The organism is Buttiauxella selenatireducens (assembly GCF_031432975.1).
In the GTDB taxonomy this organism is placed as follows: domain Bacteria; phylum Pseudomonadota; class Gammaproteobacteria; order Enterobacterales; family Enterobacteriaceae; genus Buttiauxella; species Buttiauxella selenatireducens.
In genome coordinates this window covers 3,586,042-3,605,086 of sequence record NZ_CP133838.1, presented here as the reverse complement: position 1 = coordinate 3,605,086, position 19,045 = coordinate 3,586,042, and the positions used below count along the sequence as shown (strand labels likewise).

Annotated in this window: 14 protein-coding genes; 10 read left to right on the top strand and 4 right to left on the bottom strand. The window is 49.2% G+C overall.

The genetic code is table 11. From position 1 onward, the window contains the following. Window positions 1-9 precede the first annotated feature (9 nt). The 7 genes from lolA to RHD99_RS16545 all read left to right on the top strand — a co-directional run bounded on the left by lolA (window position 10) and on the right by RHD99_RS16545 (window position 9,081). Window positions 10-621, top strand: coding sequence for an outer membrane lipoprotein periplasmic chaperone LolA (gene lolA / locus RHD99_RS16575; RefSeq protein ID WP_183270889.1), 612 nt, complete (start codon window positions 10-12; stop codon window positions 619-621). An 8-nt stretch (window positions 622-629) separates the two neighbouring features. Beyond that, window positions 630-1,973, top strand: a complete 1,344-nt coding sequence (locus RHD99_RS16570; protein WP_309875300.1) for a replication-associated recombination protein A — start codon at window positions 630-632, stop codon at window positions 1,971-1,973. A gap of 92 nt (window positions 1,974-2,065) precedes the next feature. Continuing rightward, window positions 2,066-3,358 (top strand): serine--tRNA ligase, encoded by a 1,293-nt coding sequence (gene serS, locus RHD99_RS16565; RefSeq protein WP_309875298.1) that lies wholly within the window; start codon window positions 2,066-2,068, stop codon window positions 3,356-3,358. 350 nt (window positions 3,359-3,708) lie between these two features. After that, window positions 3,709-6,153: a dimethylsulfoxide reductase subunit A gene (gene dmsA / locus RHD99_RS16560; RefSeq protein WP_309875296.1), complete on the top strand. Its 2,445-nt coding sequence runs from the start codon at window positions 3,709-3,711 to the stop codon at window positions 6,151-6,153. Window positions 6,154-6,163: 10 nt separating this feature from the next. Next, a complete protein-coding gene (locus tag RHD99_RS16555; RefSeq protein WP_034494312.1) occupies window positions 6,164-6,781 on the top strand; it encodes a DMSO/selenate family reductase complex B subunit in 618 nt (205 codons plus the stop codon). Window position 6,782: 1 nt separating this feature from the next. Continuing rightward, on the top strand, window positions 6,783-7,643 hold the full coding sequence (locus tag RHD99_RS16550; RefSeq protein WP_309875292.1) for a dimethyl sulfoxide reductase anchor subunit family protein: 861 nt from the start codon (window positions 6,783-6,785) through the stop codon (window positions 7,641-7,643). Between the two features lie 289 nt (window positions 7,644-7,932). Beyond that, window positions 7,933-9,081: an MFS transporter gene (locus RHD99_RS16545; protein WP_309875290.1), complete on the top strand. Its 1,149-nt coding sequence runs from the start codon at window positions 7,933-7,935 to the stop codon at window positions 9,079-9,081. Between the two features lie 32 nt (window positions 9,082-9,113). Here the strand turns inward: RHD99_RS16545 and pflA are convergent, their stop codons facing one another. From pflA to ycaO, 4 genes are all read right to left on the bottom strand, one after another. Beyond that, complete coding sequence (pflA, locus tag RHD99_RS16540) at window positions 9,114-9,854, bottom strand: pyruvate formate lyase 1-activating protein (protein ID WP_139878233.1); 741 nt, start codon at window positions 9,852-9,854, stop codon at window positions 9,114-9,116. Between the two features lie 200 nt (window positions 9,855-10,054). Further along, window positions 10,055-12,337: a formate C-acetyltransferase gene (gene pflB / locus RHD99_RS16535; RefSeq protein ID WP_183273290.1), complete on the bottom strand. Its 2,283-nt coding sequence runs from the start codon at window positions 12,335-12,337 to the stop codon at window positions 10,055-10,057. Window positions 12,338-12,390: 53 nt separating this feature from the next. Further along, a complete protein-coding gene (gene focA / locus RHD99_RS16530; protein WP_309875289.1) occupies window positions 12,391-13,248 on the bottom strand; it encodes a formate transporter FocA in 858 nt (285 codons plus the stop codon). 406 nt (window positions 13,249-13,654) lie between these two features. Next, complete coding sequence (gene ycaO, locus RHD99_RS16525) at window positions 13,655-15,412, bottom strand: 30S ribosomal protein S12 methylthiotransferase accessory factor YcaO (protein ID WP_309875287.1); 1,758 nt, start codon at window positions 15,410-15,412, stop codon at window positions 13,655-13,657. Window positions 15,413-15,550: 138 nt separating this feature from the next. Here ycaO and RHD99_RS16520 point away from each other — a divergent pair, with 138 nt between their 5' ends. From RHD99_RS16520 to aroA, 3 genes are all read left to right on the top strand, one after another. Then, window positions 15,551-16,243 (top strand): DUF421 domain-containing protein, encoded by a 693-nt coding sequence (locus RHD99_RS16520; RefSeq protein WP_183273287.1) that lies wholly within the window; start codon window positions 15,551-15,553, stop codon window positions 16,241-16,243. A gap of 160 nt (window positions 16,244-16,403) precedes the next feature. Then, a complete protein-coding gene (gene serC, locus RHD99_RS16515; protein WP_309875285.1) occupies window positions 16,404-17,489 on the top strand; it encodes a 3-phosphoserine/phosphohydroxythreonine transaminase in 1,086 nt (361 codons plus the stop codon). Between the two features lie 79 nt (window positions 17,490-17,568). Beyond that, window positions 17,569-18,852, top strand: coding sequence for a 3-phosphoshikimate 1-carboxyvinyltransferase (aroA, locus tag RHD99_RS16510; protein ID WP_309879187.1), 1,284 nt, complete (start codon window positions 17,569-17,571; stop codon window positions 18,850-18,852). Window positions 18,853-19,045 lie beyond the last annotated feature (193 nt).

Below are 19,045 nucleotides of genomic sequence, written 5' to 3'. Positions count from 1 at the left end.
GGGATCATAATGAAAAAAATCGCTATTACTTGTGCTTTGTTGACTGCTTTGACCGCAACCGCTGCCTGGGCTGATGCCGCTGGTGACTTGAAAGACCGTTTAGATAAAGTCAGCAGCTTCCACGCCAGCTTTACCCAGAAAGTGACGGACGGTAGTGGTGCCGCTGTGCAAGAAGGTCAGGGTGATTTGTGGGTTAAGCGTCCTAACCTGTTTAACTGGCATATGACTCAGCCTGATGAAAGTATTCTGGTTTCTGATGGTAAAACGCTGTGGTTCTATAACCCGTTTGTTGAACAAGTTAGCGCAACATGGTTGAAAGATGCGACTGGCAATACGCCGTTTATGTTGATTGCGCGTAACCAAAGCAGCGACTGGCAGCAGTACAACATCAAACAAAGCGGTGATGACTTCATACTGACGCCAAAAACCAGCGCAGGTAACCTTAAACAGTTCACCATTAATGTTGGGCGCGACGGGACTATTCATCAGTTCAGTGCCATCGAGCAAGACGATCAACGCAGCAGCTATGCGCTGAAAACCCAGCAAAATGGTGCTGTGGACATGAGCAAGTTTACGTTTACCCCGCCTAAAGGCGTGACGGTGGACGATCAACGTAAGTAGAGGTATGAGTGAGCAATCTGTCGCTCGATTTTTCTGAGAATACCTTCCAGCCTCTGGCCGCGCGTATGCGGCCGGAGAACCTCGCGCAGTATATCGGTCAACAACATCTGCTCGCCCCAGGCAAACCGCTTCCTAAGGCTATCGAAGCGGGACATCTCCATTCGATGATTTTATGGGGGCCTCCGGGGACGGGTAAAACCACGCTGGCGGAAGTGATTGCGCACTATGCTGACGCGGATGTTGAACGTATCTCAGCGGTAACTTCCGGTGTCAAAGAGATCCGCGAAGCCATAGAGCGCGCACGTCAGAATCGCAACGCAGGGCGTCGCACTATTCTGTTTGTCGATGAAGTCCATCGTTTCAACAAAAGCCAACAAGACGCTTTTTTACCTCATATTGAAGACGGCACCATTACGTTTATCGGTGCCACCACCGAAAATCCCTCTTTCGAGCTAAACTCGGCGCTGCTATCACGCGCACGCGTTTACTTGCTCAAATCGCTTACCACGGAAGATATCGAAAAAGTCCTCGACCAGGCGATGAGTGATGCTGCACGTGGTTATGGCGGGCAGAATATTGTCCTGCCAAACGAGACTCGCCGTGCGATAGCGGAACTGGTTAATGGCGATGCCCGTCGTGCTCTGAATACGCTGGAAATGATGGCTGATATGGCCGAAACCAATACCAGTGGTCATCGCGAGTTGCATATTGCTTTGCTGACAGAAATTGCAGGTGAACGCAGCGCGCGCTTTGATAATAAAGGCGACCGTTTCTACGATTTGATATCAGCATTGCATAAATCGGTGCGTGGCTCATCCCCTGATGCTGCACTGTATTGGTATGCACGCATTATCACGGCTGGTGGTGATCCGTTGTATGTTGCCCGCCGTTTGCTGGCTATTGCATCCGAAGATGTGGGAAATGCCGATCCGCGTGGTATGCAGGTCGCTCTTGCGGCGTGGGATTGTTTTACGCGCGTGGGCCCTGCGGAAGGTGAGCGCGCGATTGCTCAGGCTATCGTTTATCTTGCGTGTGCTCCAAAAAGTAATGCGGTCTATACGGCTTTTAAAGCGGCAATGGCCGATGCCCGCGAGCGCCCCGATTACGATGTTCCCGTCCATTTACGCAATGCGCCAACTAAGCTGATGAAAGAAATGGGGTATGGTCAGGAGTATCGCTATGCTCATGATGAACCCAACGCTTACGCATCCGGTGAGGTCTACTTCCCGCAGGAAATGGCACAAACACGCTATTATCAACCCACAAACAGAGGTCTTGAGGGCAAGATTGGTGAAAAGCTCGCCTGGCTTGCTGAACAGGATCAAAATAGCCCGACAAAACGCTACCGCTAATGCAGACGTTGCGGTAAGGTTAGCAAGAATATCAATGCGGTTGCAGGCTGTGACCGTATCCCCTCCATTAATTCGATAAGCACAGGATAAGCATGCTCGATCCCAATCTGCTGCGTACAGAGCCAGACGCAGTCGCTGAAAAACTGGCACGCCGAGGCTTTAAGCTGGATGTAGAAACGCTGCGCTCTTTAGAAGAGCGTCGTAAAGTATTGCAGGTCAAAACTGAAAATCTGCAGGCTGAACGTAACTCGCGATCGAAATCCATAGGCCAGGCGAAAGCGCGCGGGGAAGACATCGAGCCACTGCGTCTGCAGGTTAACCAGCTGGGCGAAGACCTGGATGCAGCGAAAACCGAGCTTGACGCCCTGCTGGCAGAAATCCGCGACATCTCGCTGACCCTGCCGAACATTCCGGACGATTGCGTACCGATGGGTAAAGACGACAGCGAAAACGTTGAAGTCAGCCGTTGGGGTGAGCCGCGTAAATTCGATTTTGAAGTGCGTGACCACGTGACGCTGGGCGAAATGGCTAAAGGCCTGGATTTTGCCTCCGCAGTTAAACTGACCGGTTCTCGCTTTGTTGTGATGCAAGGGCAAATCGCTCGTATGCATCGTGCTCTGAGCCAGTTCATGCTTGATCTGCACACCGAACAACATGGTTACATTGAAAACTATGTTCCGTATCTGGTGAACCACGACACGTTGTACGGTACAGGGCAGTTGCCTAAATTTGCAGGGGATCTGTTCCATACGCGCCCACTGGAAGAAGAAGCCGGTGCCAGCAACTATGCGTTGATCCCTACCGCTGAAGTTCCGTTGACCAACCTGGTGCGTGACGAAATCCTGGATGATGAATCTCTGCCACTGAAAATGACGGCTCATACCCCATGCTTCCGTTCTGAAGCGGGTTCTTATGGCCGTGATACCCGTGGTCTGATTCGTATGCACCAGTTTGATAAAGTCGAAATGGTTCAGATAGTCGCTCCTGAGAATTCCATGGATGCTCTGGAAGAATTGACTGGCCATGCTGAGAAAGTACTGCAATTGCTGAATCTGCCGTACCGTAAAGTACTGCTGTGTTCCGGTGATATGGGTTTTGGTGCGGTAAAAACTTACGATCTGGAAGTGTGGCTGCCAGCGCAGGACACTTACCGTGAAATCTCCTCTTGCTCTAACTGTGGGGATTTCCAGGCTCGTCGTATGCAAGCTCGTTGCCGCAGTAAATCAGATAAGAAAACCCGTCTGGTACATACACTCAACGGTTCTGGTTTGGCTGTAGGCCGTACTCTGGTTGCGGTGCTGGAAAACTACCAACAAGCAGACGGTCGTATCGAAGTGCCTGAAGTATTGCGTCCTTACATGAAAGGGCTTGAGTACATCGGCTAATGTGTTAGTTCGATTTAATTCTATAAAGCGCCTACGGGCGCTTTTTTTTGCCGTAAATATTCTCATTCCCAGAGTCAATCTGACTTTATTGACACCAAACAATACCAAATACCCCCAAATGAGTATTATCAGCTCCAGAAAGCGAGTGATGATTACTACAACAACTCATTCAGTATTCTTATCATTTGGTGGCCAGAGGTTAAATGACTTAACCGGGTCGTCAGTCGTGATACTGGCAAAGATTATGACACTCCTTTCTCTTTTTGGCTGAGCAACGGAAACGCAGGCCGTAACTACCTGAATAACCATTGCCGGCTTGTTTAAATGTGAGCACGAAACAAGTGGGTCCTATGAAAGAGAAAACTTCTAATGCGGTTCTGACCGCCCAAGTGAGCCGCCGTAAGCTGGTGAAAACCACGGCTATTGGTGGGCTTGCTGCTGCGAGTGGTGCATTAACACTTCCCTTTAGCCGCCTGGCTCTAGCGCAAAACGTGACTGAAGCTGTCAACACACCCGAAAAAGTTATCTGGAGTGCCTGTACCGTCAACTGTGGTAGCCGTTGCCCACTGCGCATGCATGTTGTGGACGGTGAAATCAAATACGTTGAGACAGACAATACCGGTAACGATGATTACGAAGGACTGCATCAGGTTCGTGCTTGTTTACGTGGTCGTTCGATGCGTCGCCGTGTCTACAATGCCGATCGCCTGAAATATCCAATGAAGCGTGTTGGTGCGCGTGGCGAAGGTAAGTTTGAGCGTATCAGCTGGGACGAAGCCTTCGATACCATCGCTAATAGCATGAAAGACATCATCAAAGAGCATGGCAACGAAGCAATCTATCTGAACTACGGCACCGGTACACTGGGTGGCACGATGACTCGTTCTTGGCCACCGGGTTCAACATTGATCGCCCGTCTCATGAACTGTTGCGGGGGTTATCTGAACCACTATGGTGACTATTCAACCGCTCAGATTGCCGCTGGCCTGAATTACACCTACGGTGGTTGGGCGGATGGTAACAGCCCTTCAGACATTGAAAATAGCAAGCTTGTGGTGTTGTTTGGCAATAACCCTGGCGAAACACGTATGAGTGGCGGCGGGGTGACGTACTACCTTGAGCAAGCGCGCGAAAAATCTAACGCTCGTATGATTATCATTGACCCGCGTTATACCGATACGGGGGCAGGGCGTGAAGATGAATGGATTCCGATTCGTCCTGGGACTGACACCGCACTTATCTCTGCATTAGCGTGGGTCATGATTACAGAAAACCTCGTTGATCAGCCTTTCCTCGACAAATATTGCGTCGGTTACGACGAAAAAACGCTGCCAAAAACTGCGCCTGCTAACGGTCACTATAAAGCCTATATTCTTGGCAATGGTGCGGACGGCGTGGCGAAAACGCCGCAATGGGCAGCGAAAATCACCAGTATTCCTGCGGAACGCATCACACAACTGGCCCGTGAAATCGCTACAGCAAAACCAGCCTTTATCAGCCAGGGTTGGGGGCCGCAGCGTCACTCAAACGGTGAGTTGGTTTCTCGCGCGATCGCGATGCTGTCGATCCTGACGGGTAACGTGGGTATTCACGGCGGTAACAGCGGCGCACGCGAAGGCTCTTACGATTTACCGTTCGTTCGTATGCCGACGCTAGAAAACCCAGTACAGACCAGCATTTCTATGTTCCTGTGGACTGATGCCATCGAGCGTGGCCCGGAAATGACGGCAACTCGTGATGGTGTGCGTGGCAAAGATAAACTTGATGTACCGATCAAAATGGTCTGGAACTACGCCAGTAACTGTCTGATTAACCAGCATTCAGAAATTAATCGTACCCACGATATTCTGCAAGACGACAAGAAATGCGAAATGATTGTGGTCATCGATAACCACATGACGTCTTCCGCTAAATACGCAGATATTCTGCTGCCAGATTGCACCGCCTCTGAACAGATGGACTTCTGTCTCGATGCGTCGTGCGGCAACATGTCGTATGTAATTTTTGCCGATCAGGCGATCAAACCGCGCTTCGAATGCAAAACTATCTATGAGATGACCAGTGAACTGGCAAAACGTATGGGCGTTGAGGATAAGTTTACTGAAGGCCGCACACAAGAAGGCTGGATGCGTCACTTGTATCAACAATCTCAGGAAGCGATTCCAGAATTACCAAGCTTCGATGAGTTCCGCAAGCAAGGCATCTTCAAGCAGCGCGATCCAGAAGGGCATCACGTGGCGTATAAAGCCTTCCGTGAAGATCCCGCGGCTAACCCGCTGACGACGCCGTCCGGGAAAATTGAAATCTATTCTGAGCAATTGGCAGAGATTGCCGCGACGTGGCAACTCAACGAAGGGGATGTTATCGATCCTCTGCCGGTATACAGCGCCGGCTTTGAAAACTATGGCGATCCGCTCGCAGAGAAATGGCCATTGCAGATGACCGGTTTCCATTACAAAGCGCGTACGCACTCAACTTACGGCAACGTGGAAGTACTTAAGGCTGCTTGTCGTCAGGAAATGTGGATCAACCCAATCGATGCACAGCATCGTGGGATTAATAACGGCGATATAGTGCGCGTTTTCAACGGACGTGGCGAAGTCAATATCAACGCTAAAGTCACGCCGCGCATTATTCCTGGTGTTGTCGCGATGGGGGAAGGGGCATGGTACAGCCCGGATGCCAACAAAGTGGATCACGCTGGCTGCATTAACGTGTTAACCACCCAACGTCCGTCGCCTCTGGCGAAAGGTAACCCATCCCACAGTAACCTCGTCCAGGTCGAGAAGGCGTAAGGAATAGCTGATGACAACTCAATACGGATTTTATATCGATTCCAGCCGCTGCACAGGGTGTAAGACCTGCGAGCTGGCTTGTAAAGACTACAAAAACTTAGGGCCGGATGTCAGCTTCCGCCGCATCTATGAATATGCTGGCGGTGACTGGCAAGAAGACAACGGCGTCTGGCAGCAAAATGTGTTTGCCTACTACTTGTCGATTGCTTGTAACCATTGTGAAGACCCTGCCTGTACCAAGGTTTGCCCAAGCGGTGCGATGCATAAACGTGAAGACGGTTTTGTGGTGGTAAACGAAGACGTGTGCATCGGCTGCCGCTATTGCCATATGGCTTGCCCATATGGTGCACCACAGTACAACGCAGAAAAAGGACACATGACGAAATGTGATGGCTGTTATTCGCGCATTGCAGAAGGTAAGAAACCAATTTGTGTGGAATCTTGCCCATTGCGTGCTCTGGATATGGCGCCAATAGCGGAACTGCGTGAAAAGTATGGCGAGCAAGCAGCGATTGCTCCTCTACCATCAGCACATTTCACGAAGCCAAATATTGTCATTAAACCCAACGCCAACAGCCGTCCTTGTGGGGATAAAACCGGCTATCTGGCAAACCCAAAGGAGGTGTGAGATGGGAAACGGATGGCATGAATGGCCGTTAATGGTCTTTACAGTTTTGGGGCAGTGTGTCGCGGGTGGTTTTATCGTCATGGCACTGGCATTAATGACGGGCATTTCAGAACGCGCACAGCAAAAAAGAGTCCATTGGGCAATGATTGTACTGTGGGTACTCATGGGCATTGGCTTTATGGCCTCAGTTTTGCACTTAGGCTCCCCGCTGCGCGCGTTCAACTCACTCAATCGCATTGGTGATTCAGCGTTGAGTAATGAAATTGCCAGTGGTTCGGTATTCTTCGCTGTCGGCGGTTTCTGGTGGCTGGTTACCGTTCTGGGCAAAATGCCTCAGGCGTTGGGAAAGATCTGGATGGTGCTGACCATGATTCTGGGCGTATTTTTCGTCTGGATGATGTGCAAGGTTTACCTGATTGATACCGTGCCAACGTGGTATAGCGTTTATACACCGCTCACTTTCTTCCTGACGATGTTTATTGGTGGCCCGCTTCTTGGTTATTTATTGCTGCGTATTGCGGGCGTAACGGGCTGGGGGATGCGTATTCTTCCAGCAATTTCGCTGCTGGCGGTGCTGGTAAGTTGCATAGTTGTCATGCTGCAAGGCATGGAGTTAGCAACGATTCAAAGCTCTATTGCGCAGGCGTCAGCATTGGTGCCGCAATATGGCGCATTAATGTCGTGGCGACTGCTGGCGTTGGCTGCCGCTCTAGTGTGTTGGATTGTTCCACAGCTCAGAGGTAGACAGGCGAGTCCAGCAGTGCTGGCCCTGGCTTTTGTGTTGGTTATTGCTGGTGAACTGATTGGGCGTGGTGTGTTCTACGGCCTGCATATGACCGTCGGCATGGCGATTGCTAGCTAACAAACCATCAAAATGAAATGCGCCTTCGGGCGCATTTTTTAGCTTCGCATAAGAAAATATCATCCAATTCTCCATGAAATATTTCATCCATTCCGCTTCGGTTCGCAATCTCTGATCTCATCAAAAACAGAGAGATAGCATCGACGTCACGTGTTCCGATTACCCGTTAGATTAGTTTTTCAAATCGACACCCGATAAATTGTGGCAGGCCCCGTCAGCGCTGGATTGACAATCATTTTTCCAGTGGCATGATGCGCACAAATTTATTCTCTTCCTCTCGGTTTTTTACATGTCCACCTATACAAAGCCAGTAATGCTTTTGCTCTGCGGTCTGATGCTGTTGACCCTGGCGATTGCGGTGCTAAACACGCTGGTTCCACTTTGGTTAGCTCACGAAAATCTTCCAACCTGGCAAGTCGGGATGGTGGGATCTTCGTACTTTACTGGAAATCTGGTGGGGACACTGATGACCGGGTGGCTGATTAAGCGCCAGGGGTTCAACCGTAGTTACTATCTTGCATCGTTGATCTTCGCGGCGGGCTGCGCAGGACTGGGATTAATGACCGGGTTCTGGAGCTGGATGATGTGGCGATTCATCGCGGGTATTGGTTGCGCGATGATCTGGGTGGTCGTCGAGAGCGCACTGATGTGCAGTGGTACGTCGCGGAATCGTGGGCGACTGCTGGCAGCATACATGATGGTTTATTACGTTGGCACAGTACTTGGCCAATTGATGATTAGCAAAATGCCGACGGATTTAGCCAGTGTTTTGCCTTGGGCCACCGCATTAACTTTGACCGCCATTCTCCCATTGCTGTTCACTCGTATTGTGAACGATCGCAGTGAAAACCAGGAGGCGACACAAGTATGGCCTATGCTGCGTCTGCGGCATGCGCGCCTGGGAGTGAACGGTTGCATAATTTCAGGGATTGTTCTCGGTTCCCTGTATGGATTAATGCCACTGTATTTAAACCATCAGGGTGTCAGTGATGCCGGAATTGGATTCTGGATGGCGGTGATGGTCAGTGCGGGAATTGTTGGGCAGTGGCCGGTTGGCCGTCTGGCCGATAGATTTGGCCGCCTCTTAGTGCTACGTGTTCAGGTGTTTATTGTGATTCTGGGTTGTATGGCCATGCTGAGCCACGCAGCCATGGGGCCGACTTTATTTGTTCTGGGTGCTGCTGGTTTTACACTCTACCCGGTGGCGATGGCGTGGGCCTGCGAGAAAGTTGAACATCACCAATTGGTCGCGATGAACCAGGCACTGCTGCTCAGCTACACCGTAGGCAGCCTGCTCGGGCCTACGTTTACATCGATGTTGATGCAAAGTTTCTCAGACAGCTTATTGTTTGTCATGATTGCCGGTGTGGCATTTGTTTATTTACTGATGCTCCTTCGCAAAGCAGGGCACCACACCACACCCGTCGCTCATGCCTGATAAATAAAAAGCCCCTCTTGGAGGGGCTTTTTTTAGTACATCACTTTGTGACCATATTGTTCCAGAATGCCTTTTACGCGTTCCATAGTCTCTTTCTTCGGCGGATGCACACCATCAAGTTTGTACTCTTCGCCCATTGCTACCCATTTGTGCTTGCCCAACTCGTGGTACGGCAACAATTCAATTTTTTCTACGTTGCCCATATCACGCGTGAACTCGCCGAGACGATGCGCAGAATCATCATCGTCTGACCAGCCAGGAACGACGACGTATCGAATCCAGACGTTGATATTTTTATCAGAAAGGTAGCGTGCAAACTCAAGTGTACGATGATTCGACACGCCGACCAGATTCTGGTGAATCTCGTCATTCATTTGTTTCAAATCCAGCATGACCAAATCGGTCACTTCCAGTAACTCATCAATCACTGGATCGTAGCGGCGGACAAAACCGTTGGTATCGAGACACGTATGAATGCCTTCTTTGCGGCAGGCGCGGAACCAGTCACGTACAAATTCTGCTTGCAGAATAGCTTCGCCACCTGAAGCCGTGACACCACCGCCAGAAGCGTTCATAAAGTGGCGATAGGTCACTACTTCCTTCATCAGCTCTTCAACAGTAATCTCTTTACCGCCGTGTGTGTCCCATGTATCACGGTTGTGGCAATACAGGCAGCGCATCAGGCAGCCCTGGAAAAAGGTGATAAAACGAATACCGGGACCATCCACGGTACCGCAGGATTCAAAGGAATGAATTCGGCCAATTACTGACATTGCGGTGTTCTCTCCAGTATTGGTCCATGCTTTTAACGCAAGAACCAGGTTGAGCGCGGTCTGTGTATAGATTGCCGCGTCGAATCAATTTTGCAGGATAACTTAACCGTAGCAGTTATCTTGAAAAACCGGTTCATACATAAGAAAAGGCCCCACCGGAGTGGAGCCTTTATTCTACGCCTTTTCAGACAAACCGTGAATTACATGGTTTGAGTGAAGGTACGGGTAATAACGTCCTGCTGTTGTTCTTTAGTCAGGGAGTTAAAACGTACAGCGTAACCAGAAACACGAATGGTCAGCTGAGGATATTTCTCAGGGTGTTCCATCGCATCCAGCAGCATTTCACGGTTCATTACGTTCACGTTCAGGTGTTGACCACCTTCGATGGACGCTTCGTGGTGGAAGTAACCATCCATCAGACCCGCGAGGTTAGTCTTACGAACTTCGTCGTCTTTACCCAGTGCGTTAGGAACGATAGAGAAGGTATAAGAAATACCATCTTTAGCGTAAGCAAACGGCAGTTTAGCAACGGAAGTCAGAGAGGCAACAGCACCTTTCTGGTCACGACCGTGCATTGGGTTAGCACCTGGACCGAATGGAGCGCCAGCACGACGACCGTCTGGGGTGTTACCGGTTTTCTTACCATAAACCACGTTAGAGGTGATGGTCAGAACAGACTGAGTCGGGATAGCGTTACGGTAAGTAGTCAGTTTCTGAATTTTCTTCATGAAACGTTCTACCAGGTCAACAGCGATGTCATCTACGCGAGAATCGTTGTTACCGAACTGTGGGTATTCGCCTTCGATTTCGAAGTCTACAGCCAGACCATCTTCGTCACGAATTGGTTTAACTTTCGCGTACTTGATTGCAGACAGGGAGTCAGCTGCAACAGACAGACCTGCGATACCACAAGCCATGGTACGAACAACGTCACGGTCATGCAGAGCCATCAGAGACGCTTCGTAGCTGTATTTATCATGCATGTAGTGAATGATGTTCAGCGCGGTGACGTACTGTTTAGCCAACCAGTCCATGAAGTGATCAAGGCGATCCAGGACGTTATCGTAGTCCAGAACATCAGCCATGATTGGTGCTTCTTTAGGACCGATCTGCAGTTTCAGTTTTTCATCAACGCCGCCGTTGATTGCATACAGCATGGTTTTCGCAAGGTTTGCACGAGCACCGAAGAACTGCATTTGTTTACCAACGATCATTGGGCTTACGCAGCAAGCAATTGCGTAGTCATCGTTGTTGAAGTCAGGACGCATCAGATCATCGTTCTCGTATTGCAGAGAAGAGGTATCGATGGAGACTTTAGCAGCGAACTTCTTGAAGTTCAGTGGCAGTTTTTCAGACCACAGAATTGTGATGTTCGGCTCCGGAGAAGGACCCATGGTGTACAGGGTGTTCAGGAAGCGGAAGCTAGATTTGGTAACCAGAGTACGGCCATCTACGCCCATACCGGCGATAGATTCTGTTGCCCAGATTGGGTCACCAGAGAACAGCTCATCATACTCAGGGGTACGCAGGAAGCGAACCATACGCAGTTTCATGACCAGGTGGTCAATCATTTCCTGTGCTTCAACTTCAGTGATTTTGCCTGCTTTCAGGTCACGTTCGATGTATGCATCCAGGAAGGTGGATACACGACCGAAGGACATTGCAGCGCCGTTCTGAGATTTAACCGCAGCCAGGTAGCCGAAGTAAGTCCACTGAATAGCTTCTTGAGCGTTTTTAGCAGGACCAGAGATATCGCAGCCATATTTAGCAGCCATTTCTTTGATCTGACCCAGAGCACGGTGTTGCTCAGAGATTTCTTCACGCAGACGAATTGTCGCTTCCAGGTCTTCGCCGTTTTCCAGTTTGGATTGCAGAGAATTGAACTGAGCGAATTTGTCTTTCATCAGGAAGTCGATGCCGTACAGCGCAACACGACGGTAGTCACCGATGATACGACCACGGCCATAAGCATCCGGCAGACCGGTGATTACGCCTGATTTACGGCAGTTCAGGATGTCTTTGGTATAAACGTCAAACACACCCTGGTTGTGGGTTTTGCGGTATTCGGTGAAGATCTTCTTCAGCATTGGGTCAAGTTCACGACCGTATACTTTGCAAGAACCTTCAACCATTTTGATGCCACCAAACGGAATAATGGCACGTTTCAGTGGAGCATCAGTTTGCAGGCCGACGATAGTTTCGAGGGACTTGTTGATGTAACCAGCATCATGAGAGGTGATGGTGGAAGCGAGGTCAGTGTCGAAATCAACAGGCGCGTGAGTGCGGTTTTCCTGTTTAACACCTTCCATGACGTTGTCCCACAGCGTGGTAGTTGCTTCAGTAGCACCTGCCAGGAAGGATTCGTCACCCTCGTAAGGGGTGTAGTTTTTCTGAATAAAGTCACGCACGTTGACTTCATTCTGCCATTCACCTTTGGCAAAACCTTCCCAGGCTGTGGCTAACTTCTCATTAAGCTCGGACATTTAACACCTACCTTCTAATGTGGATTTCTTATTCCCTACACGTTGGTGAGCACTTAGTGCTTATCACCACCGCGCAGATAAATTACCCAGTACGTCAACCCAACCAGTAAACCGCCGCCGATAATGTTCCCGATAGTGACTGGGATCAGGTTGTCGGTGATGAAGTTCAACACGGTCAAGTGAGAGAAATTGTCCGGAGACGACCCTACTGCGGTCCAGAATTCCGGGCTTGCAAAGTTGCGTACTACGATACCTAAAGGGATCATGAACATGTTTGCGATACTGTGCTCAAAACCACAAGCAACAAACATGGCGACCGGGAGAATCATAGCAAACATCTTGTCCATCAAAGTGCGGCCAGAGTAGCTCATCCAGACAGCCAGACAGACCATCAGGTTAGCTAAAATACCGAGGCACACAGCTTCAACAAAAGTGTGATGCATTTTGTGGTCTGCGGTTTGTAACACATTCAGACCCCACGCACCGTTGGCAGTCATATACATACCTGACAACCAAATCAATGCGACGAACATCAACGCGCCAAACAGGTTACCGATATAAACGTTAATCCAGTTCTTCGCGAGTTGACCCCATGTGATACGTCCACTGGCTTTAGCGACCACAATTAACACCGTAGAGGTGAACAGGTCGGCGCCGCAGATGACGCACAGGATAAGCCCCAGGGAGAAGCAAGTACCGCCAATCAGCTTTGCAATCCCAAACGGGATAGTTGCAGTGCCGGTTGTGGCAGTGATGTAAAAGACAAAGGCAATCGAGATGAACATGCCCGCTGTAATCGCTAAATAAAACGTGGTCAGCGGGTGTTTAGTTGCTTTATAGACGCCAACATCTTCGGCGACTTTAGCCATAGCGGCTGGGAGCAATAGATCAAAAGGGTTGTCAGCTTTCACACTAACTCTCTCTTATTTAATTCGGCGACGAGATACTAACAAAGCATTATAGAGTAAAATTTGATATGGATCATATCTCGCCAAGCTTATAGGCCTGAAAAAAGCAGGTGATTATCTGTTTTTCAGTTTAAATTGTTGATTTTAATGATAAAAATAAAGTTTAAAATTTATAATGTAATTTGATATTTAGCCTTTAAGCTCCTGTGTCAGGTTAATTAGAATGGAGTATTTCAGTAATTTCGCAACATTACTTGTAGCTTAAAATAATAATATTTCACCAATATTTAACCATTGAGTCACAAGTGAAATTATTACGCGGCCAATAAAAACACGGAGCAATAAAAAATTGCCCCGTAATATAGCGTAAACCTTAAGGTTTACGCAGCTTGAGTTTTAATTTGTGACTTTATTTCCAGAAAGTCGCTTTTGCGCGTTGCAGTTTTTCATATGCTGCTAACAACGCCTGGTGGGCTGGGAAGGCTTTCAAATCGCTGTCGACGGCTTGCAGACCATAGAATGGTGCTTCACCACTCAATGCAGCACTGGCTGCTTCCACCGTTTCTGCGCCATACATACGAATGAAGGCATTCAGATACTGCAACGGCTGGCGATCTTCTTCCATTGCAAGCAGCAATAACGTTTGCAGGCAACGATAGTAGTTAGCACGTTCAGCGCTGAAAATAGACGCGTTGAACTCCATCGTCCACTCTGTCCAGATAAGCGCCTGTTCAGTGTCACCGCCGGCCAGTGCCAGCATCGCTTTCAATTCACCGATACGTAAGGTATACCAGCCATTGTCTTTACCTGTTGCCAGGCCCAACAACTCACGTACACGGGTAAAATCATCATGACCTTCTTCATCTAACTGAGAGATGAGATCCAGATAATCTTGCTTCTCCCACTCACTTCCAGGCAGCGCCAGAATAGTGTCACGCAGGTGATAGCCCATATTATTGTTAGCCAGCAGCAGATCTTCTGCAGGGTAAATATCGGACATACCAGGCACGATGATACGGCAAGCGTAAACGTCTAAATGCTGGTAGTCGGCGATGTAAACTTCTTGATCTTCTGCGTTGAAAATCGCCATCAACGTGGCAAATTCTTCTTCAGTGGTTCCAGAGAAGTTCCAGTCAACAAATGGGTAGTCAGCATCTTGCTTGAACATATCCCAGGAGATCAGACCGCTGGAATCGATAAAGTGAGTTTCCAGGTTGGCATGTTCAGCAACTTCTTCGTCGTCAAACGTTGGTGGGGTGAACACGTCAAGATCCTTCAGGCCACGACCCTGAAGCAGTTCTGTAACGGTACGCTCCAGTGCCACGCCAAAGTCTGGATGTGCGCCGAATGAGGCAAAGCAAGTGCCATTGGATGGGTTGAACAGCACCACGCAAATAACAGGATACTTGCCGCCTAATGAACCGTCATAAGCGAAGATAGGGAAGCCTTCAGCTTCCAGTGTCGCAATTGACTCCACCACGCCAGGATAGCGAGCCAGCACTTCTTGTGGAATTTCTGGCAGGCTGATGCTTTCAGCAATAATGCGATTCTTAATGTGGCGCTCGAAGACTTCCGACAGCCCCTGTACGCGAGCTTCGTTTGCGGTATTCCCGGCTGACATTCCGTTTGAAACGTACAGGTTGCCGATAATGTTCATCGGAATATAGACGGTTTCTTGATCGGACTGACGGGTAAATGGCAGGGCGCAGATACCACGATCTTCATTACCTGACTGCAGATCGATAAGCATACCCGCGGTGACTTCATTTTCAGGATCGTAAAACGCGCGCAAGCGATCGTCGAGAATACCTTCTGGTAACTGTTCGTTTTCTGGAATTGGGAACCATTTCTCGTTTGGATAATGCACAAACGGGCCATTGGCGATGGTCTTGCCCAACCAGAAATCAGCGAAGAAATAGTTTGTCGACAGACGTTCGAAATATTCACCCAGAGCGGAAGCTAACGCAGCTTTTTTAGTTGCACCTTTACCATTGGTAAAGCACAACGCGCTGTCTTTATCACGGATATGAACCGACCAGACGTTAGGGACCGGGTTTAACCAGGAGGCTTCTTCAATATTAAAGCCAAGGTCGGCGAGCTTGGTCTGGAAGCGAGCGATGGAATCTTCCAGTGCGGCATCTTTGCCAGGAATAAAGGTTTGAGTCATGAGGTTTCACTTTTGTCGTACGCAAAGCGCGCAATGATACGGGTTTTAGCAGACTGACGCCATTGTCAGCAGCAAGCAGGCGGCAATAGCATAACAGGCTATGCTTACTGTCAGTAACCTACTGTTATGGCGGTAAAAATGAAGACCTTTGATCTCCAGCGAATGGCTTTAAACGATGTCCCACTCGATTTCCTTTGGGAAGTCGCTTTTCGCAGCCTCTACACCTTTATATTGGTGTTTCTGTTTTTAAAGATAACGGGACGGCGTGGCGTTCGGCAGATGTCTTTGTTTGAAGTGTTGATAATCTTAACCCTTGGCTCGGCGGCGGGGGATGTGGCGTTTTATCATGACGTACCGATGCTACCGGTACTGATTGTTTTCGTCACGTTAGGCCTGCTATATCGTTTGGTGATGTGGCTGATGAGTCACAGCGAAAAACTCGAAAACCTGTTTGAGGGCAAACCTTCAGTCATTATTGAGGAAGGGGAGTTTTCCTGGGAAAAAATGAAGTCGCAAAACATGACGGAATTTGAGTTTTTTATGGAACTTCGCTTGCTCGGCGTCGAGCACCTTGGGCAAGTCCGTCTGGCGATACTGGAAACCAATGGCCAAATAAGCGTCTATTTCTTCCCTGATAAACTCGTCAGACCGGGTTTACCTATTTTGCCCGAGCACTGCTGTGAACGGTTCATCAAAATGCCAGAAGATGCTGATTATGCCTGTATCCATTGCAGTGAAGTCATTACGTTGAAGGCCGGCGACGAATCCACTTGCCCGCGGTGTACTCATAAAGTTTGGGTAAAGGCCAGTACCGCCTCGAGAGTGACCTGACGGGAATATATCGGGTGTTTCATGCAGCGACTGGTTGATTCTGTTGTGTGATTTTGCGCACATTACTCGGTCTTGCCTGATTAACCATTGCAGCCTCTTCATCTGAATGATAAAACCGATATCGTGAAAAATCTTATTGCTCTAAGCGTGGTGAGGGGAAATGACTCAGGTATACAATTTTAGTTCCGGCCCGGCGATGCTACCGGCTGATGTGCTTCGTCGTGCGCAAAGTGAGCTTTGCGACTGGCAAGGTTTAGGCACCTCCGTAATGGAGATAAGCCACCGTGGTAAAGAGTTTATTCAGGTGGCTGTTGAAGCTGAAAAAGATTTTCGTGATCTGCTGCAAATCCCCTCGAACTACAAAGTTTTGTTCTGTCACGGCGGCGGTCGCGGTCAATTCGCTGGCGTACCTTTAAATTTGCTGGGTGACAAAACGACCGCTGATTATGTGGATGGTGGTTACTGGGCGAGCAGTGCAGTAAAAGAAGCGCATAAATACTGCACCCCAAATGTTATTGATGCGAAAGTGACGGTTGACGGCTTGCGCGCACTCAAGCCGATGAGCGAATGGCAGGTTTCTGAAGATAGTGCTTACCTGCATTACTGCCCGAATGAAACCATCGATGGCATCGCCACTCACGAAACGCCAGATTTTGGCGATAAAGTTGTGGTTGCAGACTTCTCATCCTCCATTTTGTCGCACTCGCTGGACATTAGCCGTTTTGGCGTAATTTACGCGGGCGCACAGAAAAACATCGGCCCGGCAGGTTTAACGCTGGTTATCGTGCGTGAAGATTTGCTCGGCAAGGCGCACAAAGCGTGCCCGTCAATTCTTGACTACACCGTGCTAAATGAAAACGAATCCATGTTCAACACTCCGCCTACCTTTGCCTGGTATCTGTCAGGTTTGGTCTTTAAATGGCTGAAAGAACAAGGCGGTGTGGAAGTCATGGATAAAATCAACCGTGAGAAAGCCAGCCTGTTATACAGCGTGATTGATAAAAGCGATTTCTATCGTAACGATGTTGCGCCTGCCAACCGTTCACGTATGAACGTACCGTTCCAGTTGGCTGATAGTGCACTGGATAAAGTCTTCCTTGAAGAGTCGTTTGCTGCCGGTTTGCATGCATTGAAAGGCCACCGTGTTGTGGGTGGGATGCGTGCCTCTATCTACAATGCGATGCCACTTGAAGGCGTTAAAGCGTTAACTGCTTTCATGGTCGACTTCGAACGTCGCCACGGTTAATCGTTGCTCGTTGTTATTCTCCCCGCGACTTGGCTCGCGGGGTTTTTATTCTGTTTGAGTTGAGAGTATTTTCCCCATGCTGGAATCCCTGACGTTACAACCCATCGCACTGGTCGACGGCACGATTAACCTTCCTGGTTCAAAAAGTGTGTCTAACCGCGCGCTGCTGCTTGCTGCATTGGCGCATGGCACCACTGAATTGACTAATTTGCTGGATAGCGACGATGTACGCCATATGCTCAACGCGCTGAAAGCATTGGGAGTCAGCTATACACTTTCTGCCGATCGTACGCGTTGCGAAGTCACTGGCATGGGTGGCCCATTGCATGCGACAGGTGAGTTGGAATTGTTCTTAGGTAATGCAGGGACTGCAATGCGTCCGCTTGCGGCGGCATTGTGCCTGGGAAGCAACAATATTGTGCTGACCGGTGAACCACGCATGAAAGAGCGTCCGATTGGCCATCTGGTTGATGCTTTGCGCCAGGGTGGCGCTCAGATTGACTATCTGGAACAAGAAAATTATCCACCGTTGCGTTTACGCGGCGGTTTTAGCGGTGGCCAGGTCGCTGTCGATGGCAGCGTTTCCAGCCAGTTCTTGACGGCGCTTTTAATGACGGCACCGTTGGCGAAAAACGACACTGAAATCACTATCAAAGGTGATCTGGTATCAAAACCGTATATCGACATTACTTTACATCTGATGAAAACCTTCGGTGTGGATGTGGAAAACCGCGACTACCGTAGTTTTGTCATTCGTGGTAGCCAGCGGTATGTCTCCCCTGGCGCTTATTTGGTAGAAGGTGATGCCTCTTCGGCTTCTTATTTCCTGGCTGCAGGTGCTATTAAAGGCGGTACGGTAAAAGTAACGGGTATCGGTCGCAATAGTGTCCAGGGCGACATTCGCTTTGCCGATGTACTGGAAAAAATGGGCGCTAAAGTGACCTGGGGCGATGATTTCATCTCCTGCGAACGTGGCGAACTCAATGCTATCGATATGGACATGAACCATATCCCTGATGCGGCAATGACTATCGCTACTGCTGCCTTATTTGCCAAAGGCACCACCACGCTGCGTAATATTTATAACTGGCGTGTAAAAGAGACTGACCGACTGAGCGCGATGGCGACTGAACTGCGTAAAGTGGGAGCCGTAGTGGAGGAGGGGGAGGATTACATCACTGTGACTCCGCCAGCCCAGCTACAAATTGCCGAAATCGGAACATATAACGATCACCGCATGGCGATGTGCTTCTCACTGGTGGCGTTGTCAGACACGCAGGTCACTATCCTTGATCCGAAATGTACCGCAAAAACCTTCCCGGACTATTTCGAGCAGTTAGCGCGCATTAGTACATTAGCGTAAGTTCATTGACATAATATCCTAAGTGACGCTCCGGCCTGATTAACAGCCGGGGCGTGTTCTACGTGTAATACCACAGTTGTGCAACTCCGAATTCGAATCTCCCTCATATATTGCATCAGTCTATTCCGCTGTTAATCTCTTTAAGATTTACTTTATAAATCATTGGTTTGTTTTGATTATGATTAGTCAACGG